General features: G+C 37.1%; 17 protein-coding genes. 7 read left to right on the top strand and 10 right to left on the bottom strand.

The window, feature by feature from the left end; all coding sequences use genetic code 11:
- Nucleotides 1–278: 278 nt before the first annotated feature.
- From ABMA72_RS15280 to ABMA72_RS15250, 7 genes are all read right to left on the bottom strand, one after another.
- Complete coding sequence (locus ABMA72_RS15280) at nucleotides 279–1,190, bottom strand: hypothetical protein (protein ID WP_392860087.1); 912 nt, start codon at nucleotides 1,188–1,190, stop codon at nucleotides 279–281.
- A gap of 106 nt (nucleotides 1,191–1,296) precedes the next feature.
- On the bottom strand, nucleotides 1,297–2,373 hold the full coding sequence (locus ABMA72_RS15275) for a hypothetical protein (RefSeq protein ID WP_393057796.1): 1,077 nt from the start codon (nucleotides 2,371–2,373) through the stop codon (nucleotides 1,297–1,299).
- Nucleotides 2,370–3,233, bottom strand: coding sequence for a TIGR02147 family protein (locus tag ABMA72_RS15270; RefSeq protein WP_393057794.1), 864 nt, complete (start codon nucleotides 3,231–3,233; stop codon nucleotides 2,370–2,372). The genes ABMA72_RS15275 and ABMA72_RS15270 overlap by 4 nt, the downstream gene beginning before the upstream one ends.
- 1 nt (nucleotide 3,234) lies before the next feature.
- Nucleotides 3,235–3,741, bottom strand: a complete 507-nt coding sequence (locus ABMA72_RS15265) for a hypothetical protein (RefSeq protein WP_392860091.1) — start codon at nucleotides 3,739–3,741, stop codon at nucleotides 3,235–3,237.
- Between the two features lie 17 nt (nucleotides 3,742–3,758).
- Nucleotides 3,759–4,388, bottom strand: a complete 630-nt coding sequence (locus tag ABMA72_RS15260) for a hypothetical protein (protein WP_393057792.1) — start codon at nucleotides 4,386–4,388, stop codon at nucleotides 3,759–3,761.
- 24 nt (nucleotides 4,389–4,412) lie between these two features.
- Nucleotides 4,413–5,039 (bottom strand): hypothetical protein, encoded by a 627-nt coding sequence (locus tag ABMA72_RS15255; protein WP_393057790.1) that lies wholly within the window; start codon nucleotides 5,037–5,039, stop codon nucleotides 4,413–4,415.
- A 133-nt stretch (nucleotides 5,040–5,172) separates the two neighbouring features.
- Nucleotides 5,173–5,646, bottom strand: coding sequence for a CBS domain-containing protein (locus ABMA72_RS15250; RefSeq protein ID WP_393057789.1), 474 nt, complete (start codon nucleotides 5,644–5,646; stop codon nucleotides 5,173–5,175).
- Between the two features lie 97 nt (nucleotides 5,647–5,743).
- Here ABMA72_RS15250 and ABMA72_RS15245 point away from each other — a divergent pair, with 97 nt between their 5' ends.
- The 6 genes from ABMA72_RS15245 to ABMA72_RS15220 all read left to right on the top strand — a co-directional run bounded on the left by ABMA72_RS15245 (nucleotide 5,744) and on the right by ABMA72_RS15220 (nucleotide 14,202).
- A complete protein-coding gene (locus ABMA72_RS15245) occupies nucleotides 5,744–6,181 on the top strand; it encodes a YqaA family protein (RefSeq protein WP_393057787.1) in 438 nt (145 codons plus the stop codon).
- A gap of 78 nt (nucleotides 6,182–6,259) precedes the next feature.
- Nucleotides 6,260–9,889, top strand: coding sequence for a DNA polymerase III subunit alpha (dnaE, locus tag ABMA72_RS15240; RefSeq protein WP_392860098.1), 3,630 nt, complete (start codon nucleotides 6,260–6,262; stop codon nucleotides 9,887–9,889).
- Between the two features lie 36 nt (nucleotides 9,890–9,925).
- Nucleotides 9,926–11,323: a hypothetical protein gene (locus tag ABMA72_RS15235; protein ID WP_392860099.1), complete on the top strand. Its 1,398-nt coding sequence runs from the start codon at nucleotides 9,926–9,928 to the stop codon at nucleotides 11,321–11,323.
- On the top strand, nucleotides 11,320–12,243 hold the full coding sequence (locus ABMA72_RS15230) for a hypothetical protein (protein WP_392860101.1): 924 nt from the start codon (nucleotides 11,320–11,322) through the stop codon (nucleotides 12,241–12,243). The genes ABMA72_RS15235 and ABMA72_RS15230 overlap by 4 nt, the downstream gene beginning before the upstream one ends.
- Nucleotides 12,243–13,283, top strand: coding sequence for a quinone-dependent dihydroorotate dehydrogenase (locus ABMA72_RS15225; RefSeq protein WP_393057785.1), 1,041 nt, complete (start codon nucleotides 12,243–12,245; stop codon nucleotides 13,281–13,283). The genes ABMA72_RS15230 and ABMA72_RS15225 overlap by 1 nt, the downstream gene beginning before the upstream one ends.
- 97 nt (nucleotides 13,284–13,380) lie before the next feature.
- Complete coding sequence (locus ABMA72_RS15220; protein WP_393057783.1) at nucleotides 13,381–14,202, top strand: hypothetical protein; 822 nt, start codon at nucleotides 13,381–13,383, stop codon at nucleotides 14,200–14,202.
- Here ABMA72_RS15220 and sfsA read toward each other — a convergent pair.
- Entirely contained in the window at nucleotides 14,197–14,949 is a 753-nt protein-coding gene (gene sfsA / locus ABMA72_RS15215) for a DNA/RNA nuclease SfsA (protein WP_393057781.1), read from the bottom strand. The genes ABMA72_RS15220 and sfsA overlap by 6 nt on opposite strands.
- 81 nt (nucleotides 14,950–15,030) lie before the next feature.
- Between sfsA and ABMA72_RS15210 the strand changes: the two genes are divergently transcribed.
- Complete coding sequence (locus ABMA72_RS15210) at nucleotides 15,031–16,383, top strand: hypothetical protein (RefSeq protein ID WP_393057779.1); 1,353 nt, start codon at nucleotides 15,031–15,033, stop codon at nucleotides 16,381–16,383.
- 10 nt (nucleotides 16,384–16,393) lie between these two features.
- On the opposite strand, the gene ABMA72_RS15205 is transcribed toward ABMA72_RS15210, so the two are convergent.
- Nucleotides 16,394–18,265, bottom strand: coding sequence for a DUF4105 domain-containing protein (locus ABMA72_RS15205; protein ID WP_393057777.1), 1,872 nt, complete (start codon nucleotides 18,263–18,265; stop codon nucleotides 16,394–16,396).
- 59 nt (nucleotides 18,266–18,324) lie between these two features.
- The gene (locus ABMA72_RS15200) at nucleotides 18,325–18,756 is read right to left on the bottom strand and encodes a DUF3015 family protein (RefSeq protein ID WP_392860110.1); all 432 of its coding nucleotides are present in this window, start codon (nucleotides 18,754–18,756) and stop codon (nucleotides 18,325–18,327) included.
- Nucleotides 18,757–18,858: the final 102 nt, after the last annotated feature.

The following is an 18,858-nucleotide window of genomic DNA, read 5'->3' as shown; positions in this document are numbered from 1 at the left end:
CTTGCTTAAAATGAGAAAATAAATTTCTTTGAAAGATAGTTGATACTCATACTTGGTTTTTACTTTCGACAAGTTTAGTTGTCAGAAGTTCAGTTACTGAATGAGCTTCAAAAGATCCTTGCTAAATGCATTGGACATTAAGGCCGAGAATAAGAAGATGAAGAATGTTGCCATGACTTGTTTGATAAATTTCTTTTCCATGGTGAAATCTTACTAGATTTTAATAATTGAAAATACTTTTTTGATAATTGCCTAGGTAGTGTTCAGTTTTTTTAAAACTACTGTGCAAAAAGGTTAAGCTGGTCAAGGCGTGACTCGTGCTTAGAAAAGATTGTTTCGACTGAGTTTTCAAGAACTTCTCGTTTCTCAAATCCATTATCGTAAGTTTGAATAACAAAGAAAGACATACGTGGAAACTTTGCCTTTAGCTCTTTCATGGCATCAGTGATTAGATCAATATTACCAGCGTCATCATCGCTCATACCAAAACGATGATAATCAGAGTAACCATACTTTTGGATGGCCAGCTCAACAGACTCGATAATTGCCTTGTACTTAAGCTCTGGTACATTATAGTCTTCATCACGGCCACCAAGGCGTACACGTGTCTCAGGGTTTGAAACGGCGTAAACAGTGTGGAAGTTTGGCATATTAGGCAGGTGACCTTCGTTATAAATAACTTCAATTCCTTGCTTAATAGTGTCTTCTCTGTGACCACGAGCTGTAATGATAGAAACAGGTCTTTGATTATAAGTTGCATGGAAGAAGTGATTCCAGCTCGGAGCTTTCCAAGTCGAATCACTTCTTTCAAGTGCATCCTGGATATCTGTGATAAGTGATTGCTTTCTTCCGGTTAGTCGTTGAGTAAGCGAAAGATCTGAATCGCGGAAATTTCTAAAAGTTCCCGTCTCATCATCGAAATCCATGTGATAATTTGCGTATGGCCCTTCTTTTCCAATGATCTTGTTATGGGCAGCAAATTCGTGAGAAGAAAGAAGCTTCTCTTCGCCTGTCTCATTGTGAAAGATGATAATTGGAGTTGAAAGGAAAACGACATTGTCGTCAAAGTCGAAGAAATAGAAAGATTTTCCACCAAGGTGGAAGTTGCGATCATTTTCGCGAGGAAGCTCAAAGTTAAACTCAAGCTGCTCCTTATTCTTTGGTGTTTTTTTCTTACGAGTAAAAACCATGTTGTCTCTCTATAAACTTTTATGCCGTATATTCGCAGAAGTCATGGTCGCGTTCAAGAAAAGAGCTTAGTATCTGCAATATTTACAGATACTAAGTTATTGAAAATTAATAGCATTTACTATCGTTTAGTAGGGTGATCGTCGCCGATGTCATAATTTTAAGGTCATTGCTATCAAATACCAGTGAGCTATTTGATAGGGCCGAGAGACTTTGCTCAATTCCCGTACATATCATCCAATCTTCAGAGGCAAAGCTAATTGCACTTAAAAGATCATTCGTATAGTTTGAAATGATATAACTATTTTCTTTAGTCGGTTCAAAATTAGTCATTCTAATTTTAAAGAAGAAGTCGCGTAGAAGGATAAGTGCTAGGCGATTTAATAAAGCATAGTTCGGTTTGTTCTCAATTTGAGCAAAAGATAATTGGTCCACCATTGGGATGATATCTCTAAGAAGCTTATAATCTGCTCTTAGGTTCTTTAATCTATTTAAATCACTCGTTTGTTCATACAATTCTTTTGATAGTCTCAGGTTTAGAGTAATAAGTGGTGCAAGATCGATAGTGTTATATCTGTCGAGGGAAAGGTTTCCTTGCTTAAAATACGTTAGCTCTTCTTGAATTGAGCGTGAATTAAATGAGCGCAGCTGAGTGTTTTCCACGATGTCGAATGACTGCTTGGCCCATTTCATTTTAAAGTCTCCAACATTTAAGATATCATGTTTAACTAATACCTTTGTCGAGTAGACATAATTATCATCATTAATTCCTTGGGCCCTTAGTAGTTCGTGCAAAACCATAATATTGGCAAGGCGAGAGTTCTTAAAAATACTATTCCAATGAAGTTCTGGAATAGCTTCACCAACATATAAAGTTATTTTCCCAGGCTCGCCAATAGCACTGACTGGATTTCCAAGGTTATCAATTAAGATTTCTTTAGAAGTACTAATCGTCTTGATATTTAAATGAACCTTAAGAAATAGCGGTGAGACAAGTACATCACTTATCGATTTAAAACCTTCTTTATAATATTCAAGGATACCATTTCCTGTATTGATGAATCTAAGCCTTACAGTATCGCCACCATTACCAACACCTGAACCACCTTCTCGAAGAACAGGACGTTCTCCTGCATGAGTGAAAAGTGTCAAAAAAGATAGTGCTAAAATTAAAAGTACTTTCATTGGTCAACCTTATTTGAAATAGCAAAGAAGTTAATTGCTAAGTGATATAATTGATTTCCTTCAAAGTCCTTCTCGATAAAATTTTGAGAAAATTCCTCTCTGAATTTTCTTAATTCTTCCTTCGCTCTTGGAAGATTTTCGGCGCGAATTCCAAATGTAAAGCCAGAGAACTCTCTGTCTTGTACATCTTGTTTTGCAACGGCCTCTTTTGCAAGATCTGCAATATTCTTATGATATTCTTGCTTGGCAAGATTTGGGATGTCATTTGCTGTAAAGACTGTCCCGTGGGCCTTGCGATAGCTCCCATCGATAAGAGTGAGCATTTCAAGCTTCGTTAATAATTCGACGCTTTTTCTAATCTCAGTAAGAGGGTAGTTATGAATTAATAATTTTTGAATCTTTATTGGCGTAAGGTCCGTATCAACCAAGCAAAATAATTCAAGGATAAAGAAGTTAAGAGGGTTTCTAATCAGCTCGTAACTGTCAACTTCATAAACTTCTAGAGTTTCATTATTTCTTTGAATTGATTTTAAATAGAATAGTTTCTCTTCTTCTGACTTCGCTGCTTGAAGTTTTACTAACTTTTCAAAGTAGTCAGCTTCATGCGGGCCAAGCTTTAAGTCTCTTGCAAGAGTCACAATATACTTACTTGGAAGGTTACGCTTTCCATTTAGAACCTGGTGGAGCTGAGAATGGGAAGTTATTCCAAGCTTTTGGGCCCAAGATCTAATGGAAAAGTTTGGGTTAAGCTCTTTCTTTTTTAACCAAGTATCTCTTAGATAAAGAGAAGCATTCACGTAGTTGTAAATATCTACGGAATGCTTTTCTGATAAATATGGGGAAGTTGTTTGGATATCCAATCTATTTTACTTTTAAATCAAGTCCGTAATCTAAATTCCAAGTACAAGTGTAATTATTTGTCCCTTTTGTTTTTTGGGTCATATTCTCAGGGATTGAAATATTCACTTTACCTTTTTGGTAAGTCAGAGTTCCGATATTAAGGTTTTGTAAATAGTCTTTTTTGTTACGATATAAGTCGTATCCTCCAAAGCCATCTTCTTCACCGATGAAACTCATTGCAAAACCTGCACATTTCTTTCTGTCCTGTGACTTTAATAGAACAGTGATTCTGCCTGTACTTGATTTTGTAATCTGAACGTCTAACTTAATATTTAGTGTCTTACTTTTTCCATAGTAGTCTTCGTAATCAAAACAAAGAAACTTGCCACAATCAATCTCAAAATAACCAGTGTAAGTTAAAGAGATCTTTTTCTTTCCACTATATTCGCCTTCAATTGATTTCTTTCCAAGTGCCTGAGTGCTTAATGAGAGTGTTAGTAGGGTAATTACTGTTATTAATCTTTTCATTTTTTATCCTTATAGTATTATTTCTTTAGGTTTACGTTTAATCCGTGCTTAAGATCCCATACGCAGTTGTGACCGTTGCGACCTTTTGTTAGCATTGATAACTCTTCTGAAATTGCAATATCTAATTCTTTTTGCGCATAAGTTGCAGTACCAAAGACCTCATTTTTTAAGTATGATTCTTTGTTTTTGAATAGATCATATCCTCCAAAACCATCGGGCTCACCGATTAGCTTGATTGAGAAACCCGCACACTTCTTCTTGTCTTGTGAAGAAATCATAAGAGTAATTCTTTCTGAACTTGTCTCAACAACTTTTGCTTCAAGTCTAACTTTGAAAATATTTTCGCGAACATAGCTATTGTTGAAGCATACAGATTGCTTGTAACTTTGAATCAGGATGAATGTTCCGATGATTCCAATTGGTCCAAGTGACCACGCTGCTCCAGCAGCACCTAGTGAAAGTGCATTGTAGCCAAGTCTTCCATCGAATGAGCATTTGTTAAGGAGTTTAACGCCATCGTAGTTTAAGGAAATGCTTTCTTTACCCTTGTACATTCCCGTGATGCCATTATCTTTACTACCAAAAAGTGCGTAAGTATTTGTACTTAAGATGATTGTACTAAATACTGCGATTAATACTTTTTTCATTTCTCTCTCCCTAGTTCTAACTTATTAGTTACAACCATTATTTCTCATAATTCTATATGCGCTTAAAACATTCTTTCTCTTAGTCACGACATCGTTTGTGACTAGAACAAAAGTTAAGCTCTTTTTTGCACATTCATAACTTCTCGAAAATGTACTTTCTTCGATCAATTCAATGGCCAGACTTGCAACACGATTTAAAACTGCAATTTCTGTTTCATCATTCTTTGATCTTTCACCTTCTGCTAAACCTCTTGCAAGGATGTCTTGAACATACTCTCTGTGGTTTCCGTAGCACCAAAGACAAAGTCTTCTAGAAAGTCTGTCGTGAAATTTATTAAGATCACCAATTGCATCTCTTAAGTGTCTTCTTAGAAAGAGAACTTTGTGCTCTGGTGTTTCATAAATTTCAGTACCTTCAATTGCACTTGCAAGAGTTGTGTAAAAATAGAAGAAGTTCTTTTTTGGAGTGCTATCTAGAACAAAGTGTGAAGCATCTAGCAGGATTTCTAATTCCTCTTCATAAGTCACGCTTTCAAAGCCTGATACAATTGCGTTCTCTAAAATGAAACTCGTATCTTTACACCACTTGCTAACTTCGGCGTTAGTTGTAAGGGCCAAAAATGTACAAATAAAAACTAATAACTTTTTCATCGAATCCTCCCAGATCGTTTCCAATGGAGGTGTTGTATCGATTTAAAAGTCAAAGTTGAACGCATTTGTACACAAACTGTATCAAAAATGTAAACAGCTTGTTTCAATATCAGTAAGATTTATGTAGTCAGGACTACCAGTTGGTTCCTTTCATATTATGAATGACTTCAAATACAGAGGTTCTTTCAATAATTCCAACAACTTTCTCGTTATCAACGACAGGAAAGGCATGGAAAGGATAGTGAAGAAAGAGTTCAACGATGAAGGTGAGGTTGGACTTTGAAGGAATGGTTACAACATTCTCGCTCATATAGTGTTCAACGAGTGAAGAACGGTGGTTGTAGTATTTCGCATCGAGACTGTATTTGAGGCAGTCTTTTTGTGAGAGGAATCCTACTATATTGTTAAGTTCATCGACGACAGGAAGTCCTGTAATATTATGCTTGATGAAATATTCTCCTGCTTCCTGCATATCCATTGTATTTTGTAAGGGTGCAAGGTCTTTGATGACACGATTAATGATATTGTAGCTGGAAGTGAAATGTTCATCTTTTTCTCTTTGTCTTGGCGCTTTATCTCTTTCGATAGGTGGAGTGTAGTTAACCATTATGCATCCCTTTTTTGTTTAAACCTATCTCAAATTGTATTGTTAAAACTTGAAAAGATTTTGATTAAATGTAGAGAAATCATCATAATAATTAACAATGGAATTAATTCAAGAATATGGCATTGTAGGGCTTTTTTTCATAAGTTTTGCCGCCGCAACCATTCTTCCTTTTAGTTCAGAAGCATTTTTGTTTGGTGCCGTAAAAGCAGGCCTTTCAAAGATTGATATCTTTTGGGCGGCAAGCCTTGGCAATTTCCTTGGAGGGGTTAGCTGTTTTTATCTTGGCCAATTAGGCAAGCTTAGTTGGTGTGAAAAGTATCTGAAGATTAGTAAAGATCAAATCAATCGCTGGCAGGATTTAATTCAAAGCTATGGTCCAGGACTGGCCATTTTGACATGGCTTCCCATTGTTGGGGATCCGTTAGCTGTCGCGCTGGGTTATTTTCGCTGTCACCCCAAATATGTTTTTGTGACAATGTATATTGGCAAAGCCCTGCGTTATGTCTTTGTAATTTGGTTGGCAAATAAGCTCTAAGAATATGACAAAACACCTTTAAAATGGGATAATTAAATAGCACGACACACTGATTAATTAAGACATTTTGAGGACTCCATGGAACAAGATAGTAACGTCGAATCTAATGAAACTAGCGAAACGAAACCACTAAAAGAAACTCACCCAGATAGCTTTGTACACCTACACTTACATACACAGTATTCACTACTGGATGGTGCGATTCGTTTAAAAGATTTAATTCCACAAGCTAAGGAATTGGGTGTTCCAGCAATTGCACAAACTGACCATGGTAATATGTTTGGTGCCATTGATTTTTATACTCGCTGTAAAGATGCAGGTATTAAACCAATCCTTGGTTCAGAAATTTATTTTACTCCGGGTTCTCGCTTTGATCGTCGTGCCGCAAAGAAGTCTGCAAGTGTAAGCTCACAAGATGCAGAAGAATCTTCAAGACAAATTCACCACCTCATCTTACTTGCTAAGAATAATACAGGTTACCAAAACCTTTGTAAGCTTCTCTCAAAAGCTTATCTTGAAGGTTTCTACTATAAGCCACGTGCTGACGTCGAACTACTTCGCGAGTACTCGGAAGGTCTAATTTGTACGACTGCTTGTCTTAAGGGAGAGGTTGGCTACAATTTCTTTACTGGCCAAGACGATAAGGCAATTCGTGCTATTGAAAAGCTAAGAGATATTTTTGGCCCTGACGACTTCTACCTAGAGATCCAAGAAAATGGGATTCCAGAGCAAAGAATTGTTAACGAAAGAGTTATTGATTTTGCACGCAAGAATGACATTAAACTTGTTGCGACAAATGACTCTCACTATATGACACCTGAGGATGCGACTGCTCAGGAAGTTCTCCTGTGTATCCAAACAGGAAAGACCTACGCTGATGAAAATCGTATGCGTATGACGTCGCAAGAATTCTATTATAAGTCACCTGAAGAAATGAGAGCGGCTTTTCACTATGCACCTGATGCCTGTGATAACACGCTTGAGATTGCAGATAAGTGTAATGTTGAACTTTCTTGGGAAGATGAAAACGGTAATCAAATTTATCACTTACCAGATTATGAAATTGATACGGACGAAACTCTTGATGAGTACTTCGACCGCGTAACTAAAGAAGGTCTACAAGCTCGCTTTGATGGGCCTCAATTTAGAAATATTGTGAACCAACCAGATTGGGAAGAGCAGAAGCCAAGGTATTATGAGCGTCTGCAATATGAGATGGATCTTATTAAACAAATGGGATTCGTTGGATACTTCCTTATCGTTGCGGACTTCATTCAGTGGTCAAAGGATAACGGGATTCCTGTAGGTCCTGGGCGTGGTTCCGGAGCAGGTTCTCTTGTTGCCTACGCACTTACGATTACCAATATTAACCCGCTTCCATATAATCTACTTTTTGAGCGTTTCATTAACCCTGAACGTATTTCGATGCCTGACTTTGACGTCGATTTCTGCCAGGCGGGACGTCAGCGAGTTATTGAATACGTAACGCAGAAGTACGGGGAAGATAAAGTAGGTCAGATTATTACTTTTGGTAAGCTTCAGGCCAAGGCCGTTGTAAAAGACGTTGCCCGTGTTTACGACTTAACATTTGCTGAAGCCAATATGATCTCAAAACTAATCCCTGATGAAATCGGGATTACACTTGATAAAGCAATTGAGATGGAACCGAAACTTCAGGAGCTCATTGAAACAGATCCTAAGATTCGCCAAATCTTTACGATTTCAAAAAGACTTGAAGGACTATATCGTCACGCTGGTATTCACGCGGCTGGAGTTATCATTACCTCTGAACCTCTAGTGAATTACTGTCCACTTTTTAAAGGTGCTAAGGGTGAAAAGGTTGTTCAATTTGATAAGGACTTTTCGGAGTTAATTGGTCTTGTAAAATTTGACTTCCTTGGACTTAAGACTCTAACGGTAATTGATTACGCTTCTGACTTTATTAAGCGTGACTATGATCCAGACTTTGATATTGAAGCTATTGATTACGAAGATAAGAAAGTTTATGACCTTGTTTCTGAAGGGGACACGATTGGAGTTTTCCAGCTAGAGTCTTCTGGGATGCAGGATTTATGTCGTCGTATTTCTCCGGATACACTTGATGATATTACGGCCATCAACGCCCTTTACCGTCCAGGTCCAATGGGATCGGGAATGCACGATGAATTCGTTGAAATCAAGCACGGGCGTAAAGAAGAAACTTATCCATTTGAAGATCTAAAGCCAATCCTAAACGATACTTACGGGATCATTATCTACCAAGAGCAGGTTATGAATATCGCTCGTAAGGTTGCAGGATACTCTCTTGGTCAAGCGGATATGCTTCGTAAGGCGATGGGGAAAAAGAAACTTAAGGAGATGGAGCGCCATAAGCAAATCTTCTTAGATGGTGCAAAAGAGAGAGACTACGATCTTAAGATTGCTGAAACTCTCTATGACCAGATGGCGAAATTTGCGGAGTACGGTTTCAATAAATCTCACGCCGTTGCCTATTCATATATTGCTTATCAAACAGCTTTCTTAAAAACTTATTACCCACCAGAGTTTTACGCTGGTCTATTAAGTACGGAACTTTCTAATACAGATAAGATCACGACAATTATTAACGATGCAAGAAATCACGATATTGAAGTTCTTGCTCCATGTGTGAATGAATCTCTTTGGTTATTTAACGTTGTTGATGGAAACCTTCGTTTTGGAATGGGTGCTATTAAGGGTGTTGGTGAAGGTGCAGTTGAAGAGATTGTACGTGAGCGTACAGAAAATGGGCCATTTGTGGGCTTTATTGATTTCTGTGAGCGAGTAAATCTTAGACAAGTTAATAAGAGAACAGTTGAAGCATTAATTCGCGTAGGTGGATTCGACGGTTGTGAAAAAGAGCTAAACCGTCGCACGATGCTTGAAAATATGGAAATGGTTGTTGCTTACGCAAGTAAGCGCCAAAAAGAAAAAGAGATGGGACAGACTAATCTCTTTGATATGGCAGAAGGATCTGAAGATACTGGTGCTAACAAACTTGATCTTGAACACACGGCCGACTGGGATGATAGAGAGAAACTTCTTTATGAAGCTGAGTTAATTGGTGTTTATGTTTCAGGTCACCCTCTTGATCGCTACCAAGGTGTTATTGAGCAGATGGCCTCAATGCCTATTGGGCAAATTCAAGATATTGATGGAACATCAAAAAGAGATATGGTTCTTGCAGGGATGATCGTTGAGAGAAAGCCAATCATGACAAAGAAAGGGGATCGCATGTGCTTTGCTACCCTAGAGGACTTGTCAGGTAAGATTGAGTGTATTGTCTTCCCAAAAACATTTGTTCAATATGAAGAGATTCTATTAAGTGATGATCCAATCATTATGACTGGACAGGTAAATTTGGCCGAGGAACCGCGAAAATTCTTCCCGTCAAAGATTCAAAAGCTTAAAGAACAGGCCGAAGAAAGAGTGTCATCTGTTCGTCTTAACGTTCCAATGACTTCTTTAAATGAAGGGCGTCTAAACCGTCTTAAGCAGACGATTTTAGGTCACCGAGGAACTGTTCCACTGCATATTATTTTTGAACACGATTCGGGAAGAGCGAGAATGCCGCTCGGAAGCGACTATCTGGTAAACCCAACACCACAAATGGCGGCAAAAATTAATGAGATTTTTGATGCTGATGCGGTGAAGTTTATTATTGATGGAAAAATCAGCGATGTAGGGTAAAATACTTAAAGATATATTTAAATCTAGGGATGGATAATGAAGAAACTAATATTATTGCTACTTTTAGCAACAAATACTCTTGCAGCATCAGTGAGTGCAAGAGGTCAGTTCACATCACAAACAGGTGACTCTTTATCTTTTATTAAAGAGCAACTTTATGCCAACGCTGTTAGAAATGTTCTCGATTCAGAGCTTGAAAAACTAGGTCTAGACACTAAGACATTCTGGCAGAATTATGAAACACAATTTGAAGAATATTTTGCGCCGATCAAGGAGACATATGATCGCCAAACAGGTGCAGTGGATGAAGAAGGTAATCCTGTCGTTCTAACAGGCAGTGCTCTGGAAAGATATGAAAGAGGCCTAAGAAGTAAGAGACTAAAGGCCCGTGCTTCATTTGGTGGGTTTAATTCAATCATCTCTTCTTATACTGTTAAGAAAATGTCTAAGTCACTATCTCGTGCCGATACTCACTACTACAATATTGATGCAAAAGTTGATCGCAAACTTGTTTCTGAGATTTACTACCGCTATATCGGGCAAGGTAAGACAAGAAATTTTACAAAGCTATACCTAAATATCAATTACAAGCTTAAAGACCTTACTTGGGAAGAAGTGGGAGTTAGTTCTCAGTCCAAATTTACTGATGTTGTTGAAGACCACTGGATTAAGGAATTAACTGGAAGTGTTGGTGGTGTCTTTTTAGAGGGGATTGAAATTGTTAATCCTTCGACGAGACAAGAGATCTTTGAACATCTAAAGAAGCCTCTTTCTGCACTACGCTCAAGTGAAGGTGAGATCCTAGGGACTCGTCAGGAAGAGTTAAGAAATTCACTTATGCTAACTCTTGATATTGTTCTTGAAAAAGAATTTAAAGATGAAAAGCAAAAACAAATTAATATTCAAACATATGGTGGAATTGTTTTAACGGATTTACGTGACGGCACAATTGTAAACTTTAAAGATTTTGAGGCCAAAGGACAGCAGTACTCAACAGTTGATCCACATAAGCAAAGTTCAGATATTGCTAGCTTTGTTTATCAACTACCAATTTCTGAAATGAAGGGCCTCAAGAGAACGATCAAGGAGAAGGTCTCTGTAAAGAATTCTTTTGATATCGTTCTAAGAAATACACACAATATTAACGAAGCTTTTGACTTTGCAAGTATGCTTAAGGAAGAGGGCGTTGTTTACTTCTTTGACCCACAAATTACTTCGACTCTTCAAAATGTCGTAAGTATTAGTATCACATTCTCTGGTGATAAAGATAAGGCCATGGATGTTTTAAAGAAGTTCTCAAACACAAAGCTATCAGATCAAGCTTCAATTAAAAGAGATGAGAATTTACCATTTGTCTTCAATATTATTCATGCTGGAGAGAATGGAAAAGTTATTAAAGAAGATAAGGAAGCCACGAAGGCCAAGAACCTATGATTAAGTATTTATTACCAATTTTACTGATTATAACAACATCGTGTTCTCTTTTAGCACCTCCGCAAAGAAGAGATTATCACGGAAGAAAAGAAAGAACGACTCAGCGTCAACACTTTACAGGTGTTAAGAAGAAAGTTGCACTACTAACTTTCTTTAATGAATCTCCATTTGGAGGACAAGACCTAGGTGTTGTTGCGACAGAAGAATTACGTCGTGAACTTCAAAAGACGGGACAATTTATCGTTGATCCTATGTCTGCAAGGTTATTTGGTTCATCTAAACAAGTTTATTCTCAAGGTGGCTCTAAGCTTGTTCAGATGACAAGAAAGGCCAAGGGTGAGGGTGTAAACTTTGTTGTTTTCGGACGAATTATTGAGGCCAGAGTTAGAGAGAAGTCTGATGAGGTTGGATTTGTTAGAAGCACAAAGAGCTACAGTGAAGCAAAAGTTGAAATTAGAATTTATGATGTAAATTCAAATAAAGAAATCTATACGGATACCCTTGATGGTTATGCTGATGATAATAGCTACCGTTTCTTTAAGTCTGATCGTGACTCTCAGACGAAGTATCGCCAAGACCTTCTTCGTTATGTAACAAAGGTATCAGTTAGAAAATCTATCCCAAGAATTCTTGATACGGCCCAAAAGCTAGAGTGGATAGGCCGTGTTGCAAAGATCATTGGAAATAATATCTATATTAATGCTGGACGCGATTCTGGGCTTAATATTGGTGACGTTTTAAAAGTTGTAACTGAAGGTGTTGATATTTATGATCCTGAAACTGGGGCACTAATTGGTGTTTCTAAAGGGGAGATTAAAGGAACAATTGAGGTTGTCGACTTTATCGGTGCAGACGCTTCAATTGGAATTCTACATTCTGGAGGCTCTGTTCACGAAGGTGACTTTGTTAAGTTGTACTAATGATTTATTCTCTTGCGCGCAATTTCTTATTTAAACTCGATGCTGAAGATGCTCACGATCTAACGATTGATTTAATGGAAAAGTTTCCCGTTATGTCTGAAATCTTTCCAAGCTATCGTCGTGATAATTTAAAATTAAAAGTTGGAAATAATATCTGGGCAACTCCCATTGGACTTGCTGCAGGTCTTGATAAGAACTGTCGAGGCTACCAATTTCTTTCACACCTTGGTTTTGGTGCAATTGAAGTTGGAACAGTTACTCCTAGGCCTCAGGCCGGAAACCCAAGGCCAAGACTCTTTCGCTATATTGAAGAAGAGTCGATTCGCAATTGTATGGGTTTTAATAATGAAGGTGGAGAGTTTCTTAAGAATCAGGTTCGCTTGGCCCAACGTTCAATTCCGCTAGGAGTGAATATTGGTAAGAATAAGGATACGCCAGATGAGCTTGCTTATGAAGACTACGCTTCTTTGTATCAAGACTTTAAAGAATTAGCTGATTATATTGTCATCAATGTCTCTTCGCCAAATACACCAGGACTTCGCTCTCATCAAACTCGTGAATCACTAGAGAAGATTTTTGCGGCCCTTGAGCGTAAAGAAGGTGAGGTGGACCTCTATCTAAAGATCTCTCCTGATATCGAAGAAGATGAGATTGATAGCATTATCAAAGTTGCAAGTGACTATAAGCTTACAGGTATTATTGCAACTAATACGACAATTATGCAGGAGCGTGGTGTCGGTGGTGTATCTGGAAAGCTTCTATTAAAAAAGGCCCGTGGAATTCGTAAGGCCTGTCTTGATAAAATGAAAGAATTTCCTAATCTCGAATTCATTGGTGTAGGTGGATTTTCATCATATGAAGATGTCGTTGATTACTGGCGTGATGGGGGAAGGTGCTTACAAGTATATTCTGCATTTGTTTTTCAAGGGCCAAAGCTTTTACAAAACCTTAATAAGGCCATCTTAAATGATATGGAACTAAAGGGTTTAAATTGTGTTGAGCAACTAGTTGAGCACTATCATCATTTAAATTCATTGTAAGTTATTAGATTTACATATGAACTAAAACTTAAACTTAATTTTTTCCTAAAATTAACCGAAACGAGTAAAAAGGTTGGTTAAACATTTAAGGAAAGAAATGATTAAAGGCTTAGTTCATACTGTCGTTATTGCATCATTAAGTGCATTTGTATTTTTCACTAGTAGTGATATTGAAAGTACTCTTAAGCAAGAGCTTGGCAGTGGTGCGAATCCTTATAAACATGTAGATCGCTCTCCTGATTTTGTAAAACGATCAATTGCATCCTTGTCTGATGACGTTACGGCCCGTGCTCTTAAGAAGAGAAGGGTTGAGGATATGCATATGTATAAGTCCTATGAAGAGTCCTTATCTAAGCTTAAGGGTTGTATGCGAACTATTTGTCAGGAATACTTCACAAGTGAAGAGGTTTCTGAAAATTATGATAAGTATGGGGATTTTGTCACAGCTAAGATTAACGAAAATATTAATCAGCTTTATAATTTCACATTAAAAAGAGGCTTTCGTTCTCATTCAATTATCACAACAGCTTTAGACTTTATTGACCTTGGTAATGAAGATTTAAAGAAGAATCTCGTTTTACTATTAAGTACACAAAAAAGTGATCTAAGATCATTGAATGCACTTATTCAATTATCACAAGGTGTGTACGGAAAAGATCTTCATTCACTCATTATTTTAGAATTAGAGAAGTATGCAGCATCTAAAGAATTTAAAGATAAGGTAAGTGATCAAATTGTAACGGTTTTAGCCTCTAGTCGTAGCAATGAGAACTCTCTCATTACAAAAGAGCTTTACCGCTTTATTAATAAAGATAACCTACAGAAGTTTAATCATCTTCTAACAAAGATTCCTAACGAGAGTCGTGTTTACTCTCAGCTCGCAAATCATATTGAGAAATTTGAGTCCACTAATTTATAGAACGACTTTTAATTTCTTTGCAATTGCTATTTCATTTTCATTTAAACTAAGTTGGTAGGCGAGTATCTGTACTCCAACTTCTTTGGCCTTAATTAGTAGTCTCTTGTATTCCTTATCGATATCACTAACATTGAAGCTTTTCACATCTTCACGTGAAATAATATAGAGCATTGTGGCCTCATGGCCTTGTTCTTTTAATGCCATTAGTTCTTCAAGGTGTTTTTGTCCACGAGTTGAGACTGCGTCTGGAAATTGAGCTTGCTCACCAATTTTTAAAGTAACATTCTTTACTTCAACAAAATTATACTTAAAGCTTGCATCTTCAAGCTGCAGGTCTTTCTTATCAATCTCTTTATTACTTAAGAGAAAATCAATTCTACTTTTTCCTATTTTTACTTCACTCTTAAAGTATTCATAATCTTTAAGCTCTTTGAATTTTCCAAGCTCGAGTCCTTCTTGAACGATTTTATTTGTCAGTCCAGTATTAACCATAATCCAAGAGTCACCGTTAGATATCATTTGAGCAGAGAATTTTAGTTTTCTTTTTGGATCATCCGAGTGAGTCATGAGAACTTTCCAATCTGGTTCCCAACAGGTCTTCATACTTCCTGTGTTAGCGAGGTGGGCCGTTAGGACATCCTTAGACTTATACTCTTTAAAGTTCTTATCCAATTTAAAGTCTAATAAAAATCGTTTATAGCGTTCAATAATTGTTCCTAAAACCAATTCATTTTCTTTAAATTGCATATTTTTCCTTGTGTGCAAGTTGCTAAGCATCTGTAATTATATGTTACAATTAGCAATACGATATCATTTTAAGAGGACTTTGTGAAAACCGCTTTAGTTATTTGTGACAATGAAGTTTTAAATTCAATTTATAGTGTAAACCTCAAAACATATACAGAGTTGAATTTAATTTTTACGTCATCATTAGACGAGGCGCTTATTCATATTGAAGATACCGATATCCCAATTGATTTACTCGTGACGATGGCATCCATTGGAGATGAGGATACGGCCCTTTTGGCCTTTCATAATCTTATTGAAAATGACCGCGACATCCCTTCAATTGTTATTGGAGAAGGGGATCTTGTTCCAGATGAGAATTATGTTGTAAAGAATCAATTTGATATTCCAGGAATTTTACAAAATATTTTTGAATGCTTAAAAATTACACCAAGAGAAGTTTTGGCCGTTGTAACTGAAGAGTTATATGAAATGCCAATCCGTCTTTTCTTTCCATTTAATAAAGCATTCTGTGACACATACTATATGCTTGAAAATGATGGTGTTAAAACTCCGGCCAAGATCTATGATACAGACAGTGATGTTTGGCCTAAGGTAAGAGAGTTTTTAGATCAGAATGTTTCTCATCTTCTTATTCCTGCAAGAGAGCGTTTTGCTTTTACGAAAAGAGTGACAGAGCTACTTATCGAAAGTATGGAAAAAGTAACACCAGAGACACCACAGCAAGAATCTTTAGATTTTGTCGAACAGAGTATTGATGCGATTGCTGAGCAATTATTTGAAGATGAAGGCGTGACTAAAGAAGTCGTCCAGTTATCACAAATGTGTATGGATACAATGGAAGAAGTTATCGATAGTGTGCCTGATCTTAAGTCAATTTTAAAAGACCTCGCTGCTCTAAAATCGGGCTTTCTTTATAGTCACTCGATTATTGCTGGTTATGTTTCTTCTCACATTCTTGAGAATGTTGAGTGGGGTGGCCCTGCTCACAAAGAAAAGCTTAAATTTGTTCTCTACTTTCATGATATGTACCTTGTTCAGGTGTATAAGAAATATCCTGATCTTATGTATGAAGATAAGATTATCTTTGATCCTCAGGTTTCTGAAGAGGATAAGGAAATCATTATTAACCACGCTGCCGAGGCCGCGGACGCAATTAGGCGCTATCCAGCTTGTCCATTGGGTGCCGATGTTATTATTATGCAACACCATGGTACATCAAACGGACTTGGCTTTGCCACAAGCTTCAAAGATGATATTTCACCACTTGCAAAAGTTCTGATTATTGCTGAAGCGTTCACTGAAGAGATTTATCAACGAATTGAAGATCGCCAGAAGATCAATGTTGAAGATGTGATCACTAAGTTACGTGAACGATTCACTAAGCACACATATAAGAAAATTATTGAAACGCTGGCAACGATTAAAATTTAACTTATATCAATTAGTAAAAGTAGTTTAATCCGGCCACAGCTCTCTGATAAATACTATCGTAGTATTCATAAGCAATCTTAAGGCTCACATTCTTAGTGAAGTGAAATCTTGCCTCAGTATTCCATTCATGAAACTTATTTAAGCTACTATGGTTTCTAAAAGCATACTGGTAGCTTCCTTGCCATGATAGGTACTTTCCTGAATAGATAAGTCTTAGCTTAGGCCCATATGTTAGAGAGTAGTCATAGTCAGATTCGTAGATATATGAGTTTTGAGTAGCGATAAATGCTGCTACTGCGAATTTTTCATTTCCAAGAGTGTAGCCAAGATCAAAGTCCAGGTATGGATTTAGCGTTCGGCTTTGATATGTAAAGCTCTCAGCAAAACCAAAACCAAATTGCCAGCTAAGCTTTTTTGCAAAGACACTAACAGGCCTAAGGGCCTCGATACGGGCAAGTTTTGCATCAACTAATCTAAGGCGATCTTCTTGATAGCGATTGTAATCAAATTTTAAGTTCACTAACTCTGTCGTGGACATTGGTAGATAGCCATCTTGGCGATCGAGTGCATTGTGAAGAGCACCACGAAATTCGAAGTTTAGGTATTCTCCATGTGTATCAAAGCTAGAACCTAGAGTGATCTGATTTGTGTAGTGGCCCTTGTCAGGGGACTTTGGCATAAGAAATTCATAGTTAATATCTTGTGACTTTGATGCAAGTTTTGCACGCTTACTATTGATACGAAACTTCTTTGTTCGATACTCTTTTTTCTCTTTATTCTTTAAAGATTTTGTTGCATCAACATCAGCATTTTTAAAGTCCACATAGAGGTTATAAGTATCCAGAACAAAGAGCTCTTTTGGGTTATCCTTGATATTGCTAATATTTTTTGAATTCTTTACAAGCTCTTTAAAAAGTTCAACTTGTTCCGGGGCCATCTCATTATATCTTGCTTTCAATTTTGTATAAGAAGCAGGCCTAACTTTAATATTCTTTACGATATCATCTTGCTTGAAGAGAGCATAGATCGTATCAACAGGTGGAACTGTAGTATCAATATTGTCGATTAATTTCCAGTCTGTTCTTATCGCATCCACGAAGGCCAAAATATGATAAGAGCAATTCTTCGTAAAGTAGAGGTAATCAAAATAGGCCCTATTCATCTCAAAAAGGTGGGCCTGAAAATAAATGAGATCTTCCTTATCTAGGTTTAATTCATAATCCCATAGATCTCTTGATTCCATATTATTATATTCTTTAACTTTCACATAGTATGGCATCATGGCATACATGCCCTTAAACCCACCAAAGATCCCTTTGTAGCCATAGACAAGAGGATTGATGGTATCAACCTTAGCACTAAAGTCGACTCCATAATCTAAGAGGTCATTATCTTGGTTTTCCGAAGACTTTGATCGAACACGAAAGAAGGTGTGGCCAAAAGTTGATGCCGGCTTTTCAATAAAGTAAGAAGAAAAAATGATTGATACAGATGAGATATCGATTTTTTCAATATAAGCTTGGTAAGCAGGACAGTCTTTTAAATTAAGAGACTGATTAATTAATTTATGTTCTTTTAAAAGCATAAATCTTGCAGGGAAAAGACATTTTGGATGGTTATTCATGTCTTTGATTGCAGCAGATTCAATGCCTGAAATTGACTTTTTTAATTCTTGGAGAGGAGAAGTCTTTCCCTCTTTTGAGAGGAAGTATTCGTCAGCTTTCACAAGGGATTCATAGCCGAACAGTCCCTTTTCATAACGGATTAGCTTTAACCACTTTTGTGATTTTGAAAAAGAGTCTAGGTTAGATGGTGCCCACGTTGCATAAGACGTTTGTCCAAAGACAAAGGCGAGTAGTGTTGCAGTAAAAAGTAATTTCATTCTTTAATCAACTTTGGCGTATTAAAAATGGCCTACAGCTTTCGCCATAGGCCACCATATTACATCGCTAATACAGATTGGATGTTGTTGTGGATTGTTTGAGCGTCAGCATTTTCAGCAAAGATCATATCAAAATTTTGCTTAAGGCTAGCTTTGTTAGCTGCTGGAGCATCTACTAGTGCAAGGTATGCATTTAGGCTTTCACCTTCACCACGAGCAATATCACTTGAAAGTGCGATCATGTTGTTTTCTACAAATGATACAGCTGCAACACGTGCAGTTTTCGCATCTTCACAACCAAGAGTACCTGTTGACATTGCAAATGTCTGGTTACCAAAGATACCGTTTGTAGTTGCTGCTAATACGTTAAGAGCAAGTCCTGACTTACCTTCGAAAATTACCGAACCAAGACCACAACCAGCTGGCCCGTGAGCTGCCATTGCAGAAGAAGTAACAACTGTAAAAAGAGCTGCGCATAATAGTTTTTTCATCAATAAACTCCTTAATATTGAGATGTTTGTAAAACAATACAAAGAGTTTAACTCAACTAAGAAAAAAGTAAATTAAAAATCCCTCGTTTTTAATAGAGTAAA

This window comes from Halobacteriovorax sp. CON-3, from assembly GCF_043196995.1.
In the GTDB taxonomy this organism is placed as follows: Bacteria; Bdellovibrionota; Bacteriovoracia; order Bacteriovoracales; family Bacteriovoracaceae; genus Halobacteriovorax_A.
The sequence above is the reverse complement of the archived record's forward strand: the minus strand, read 5'-3'. Positions and strand labels throughout refer to the sequence as shown.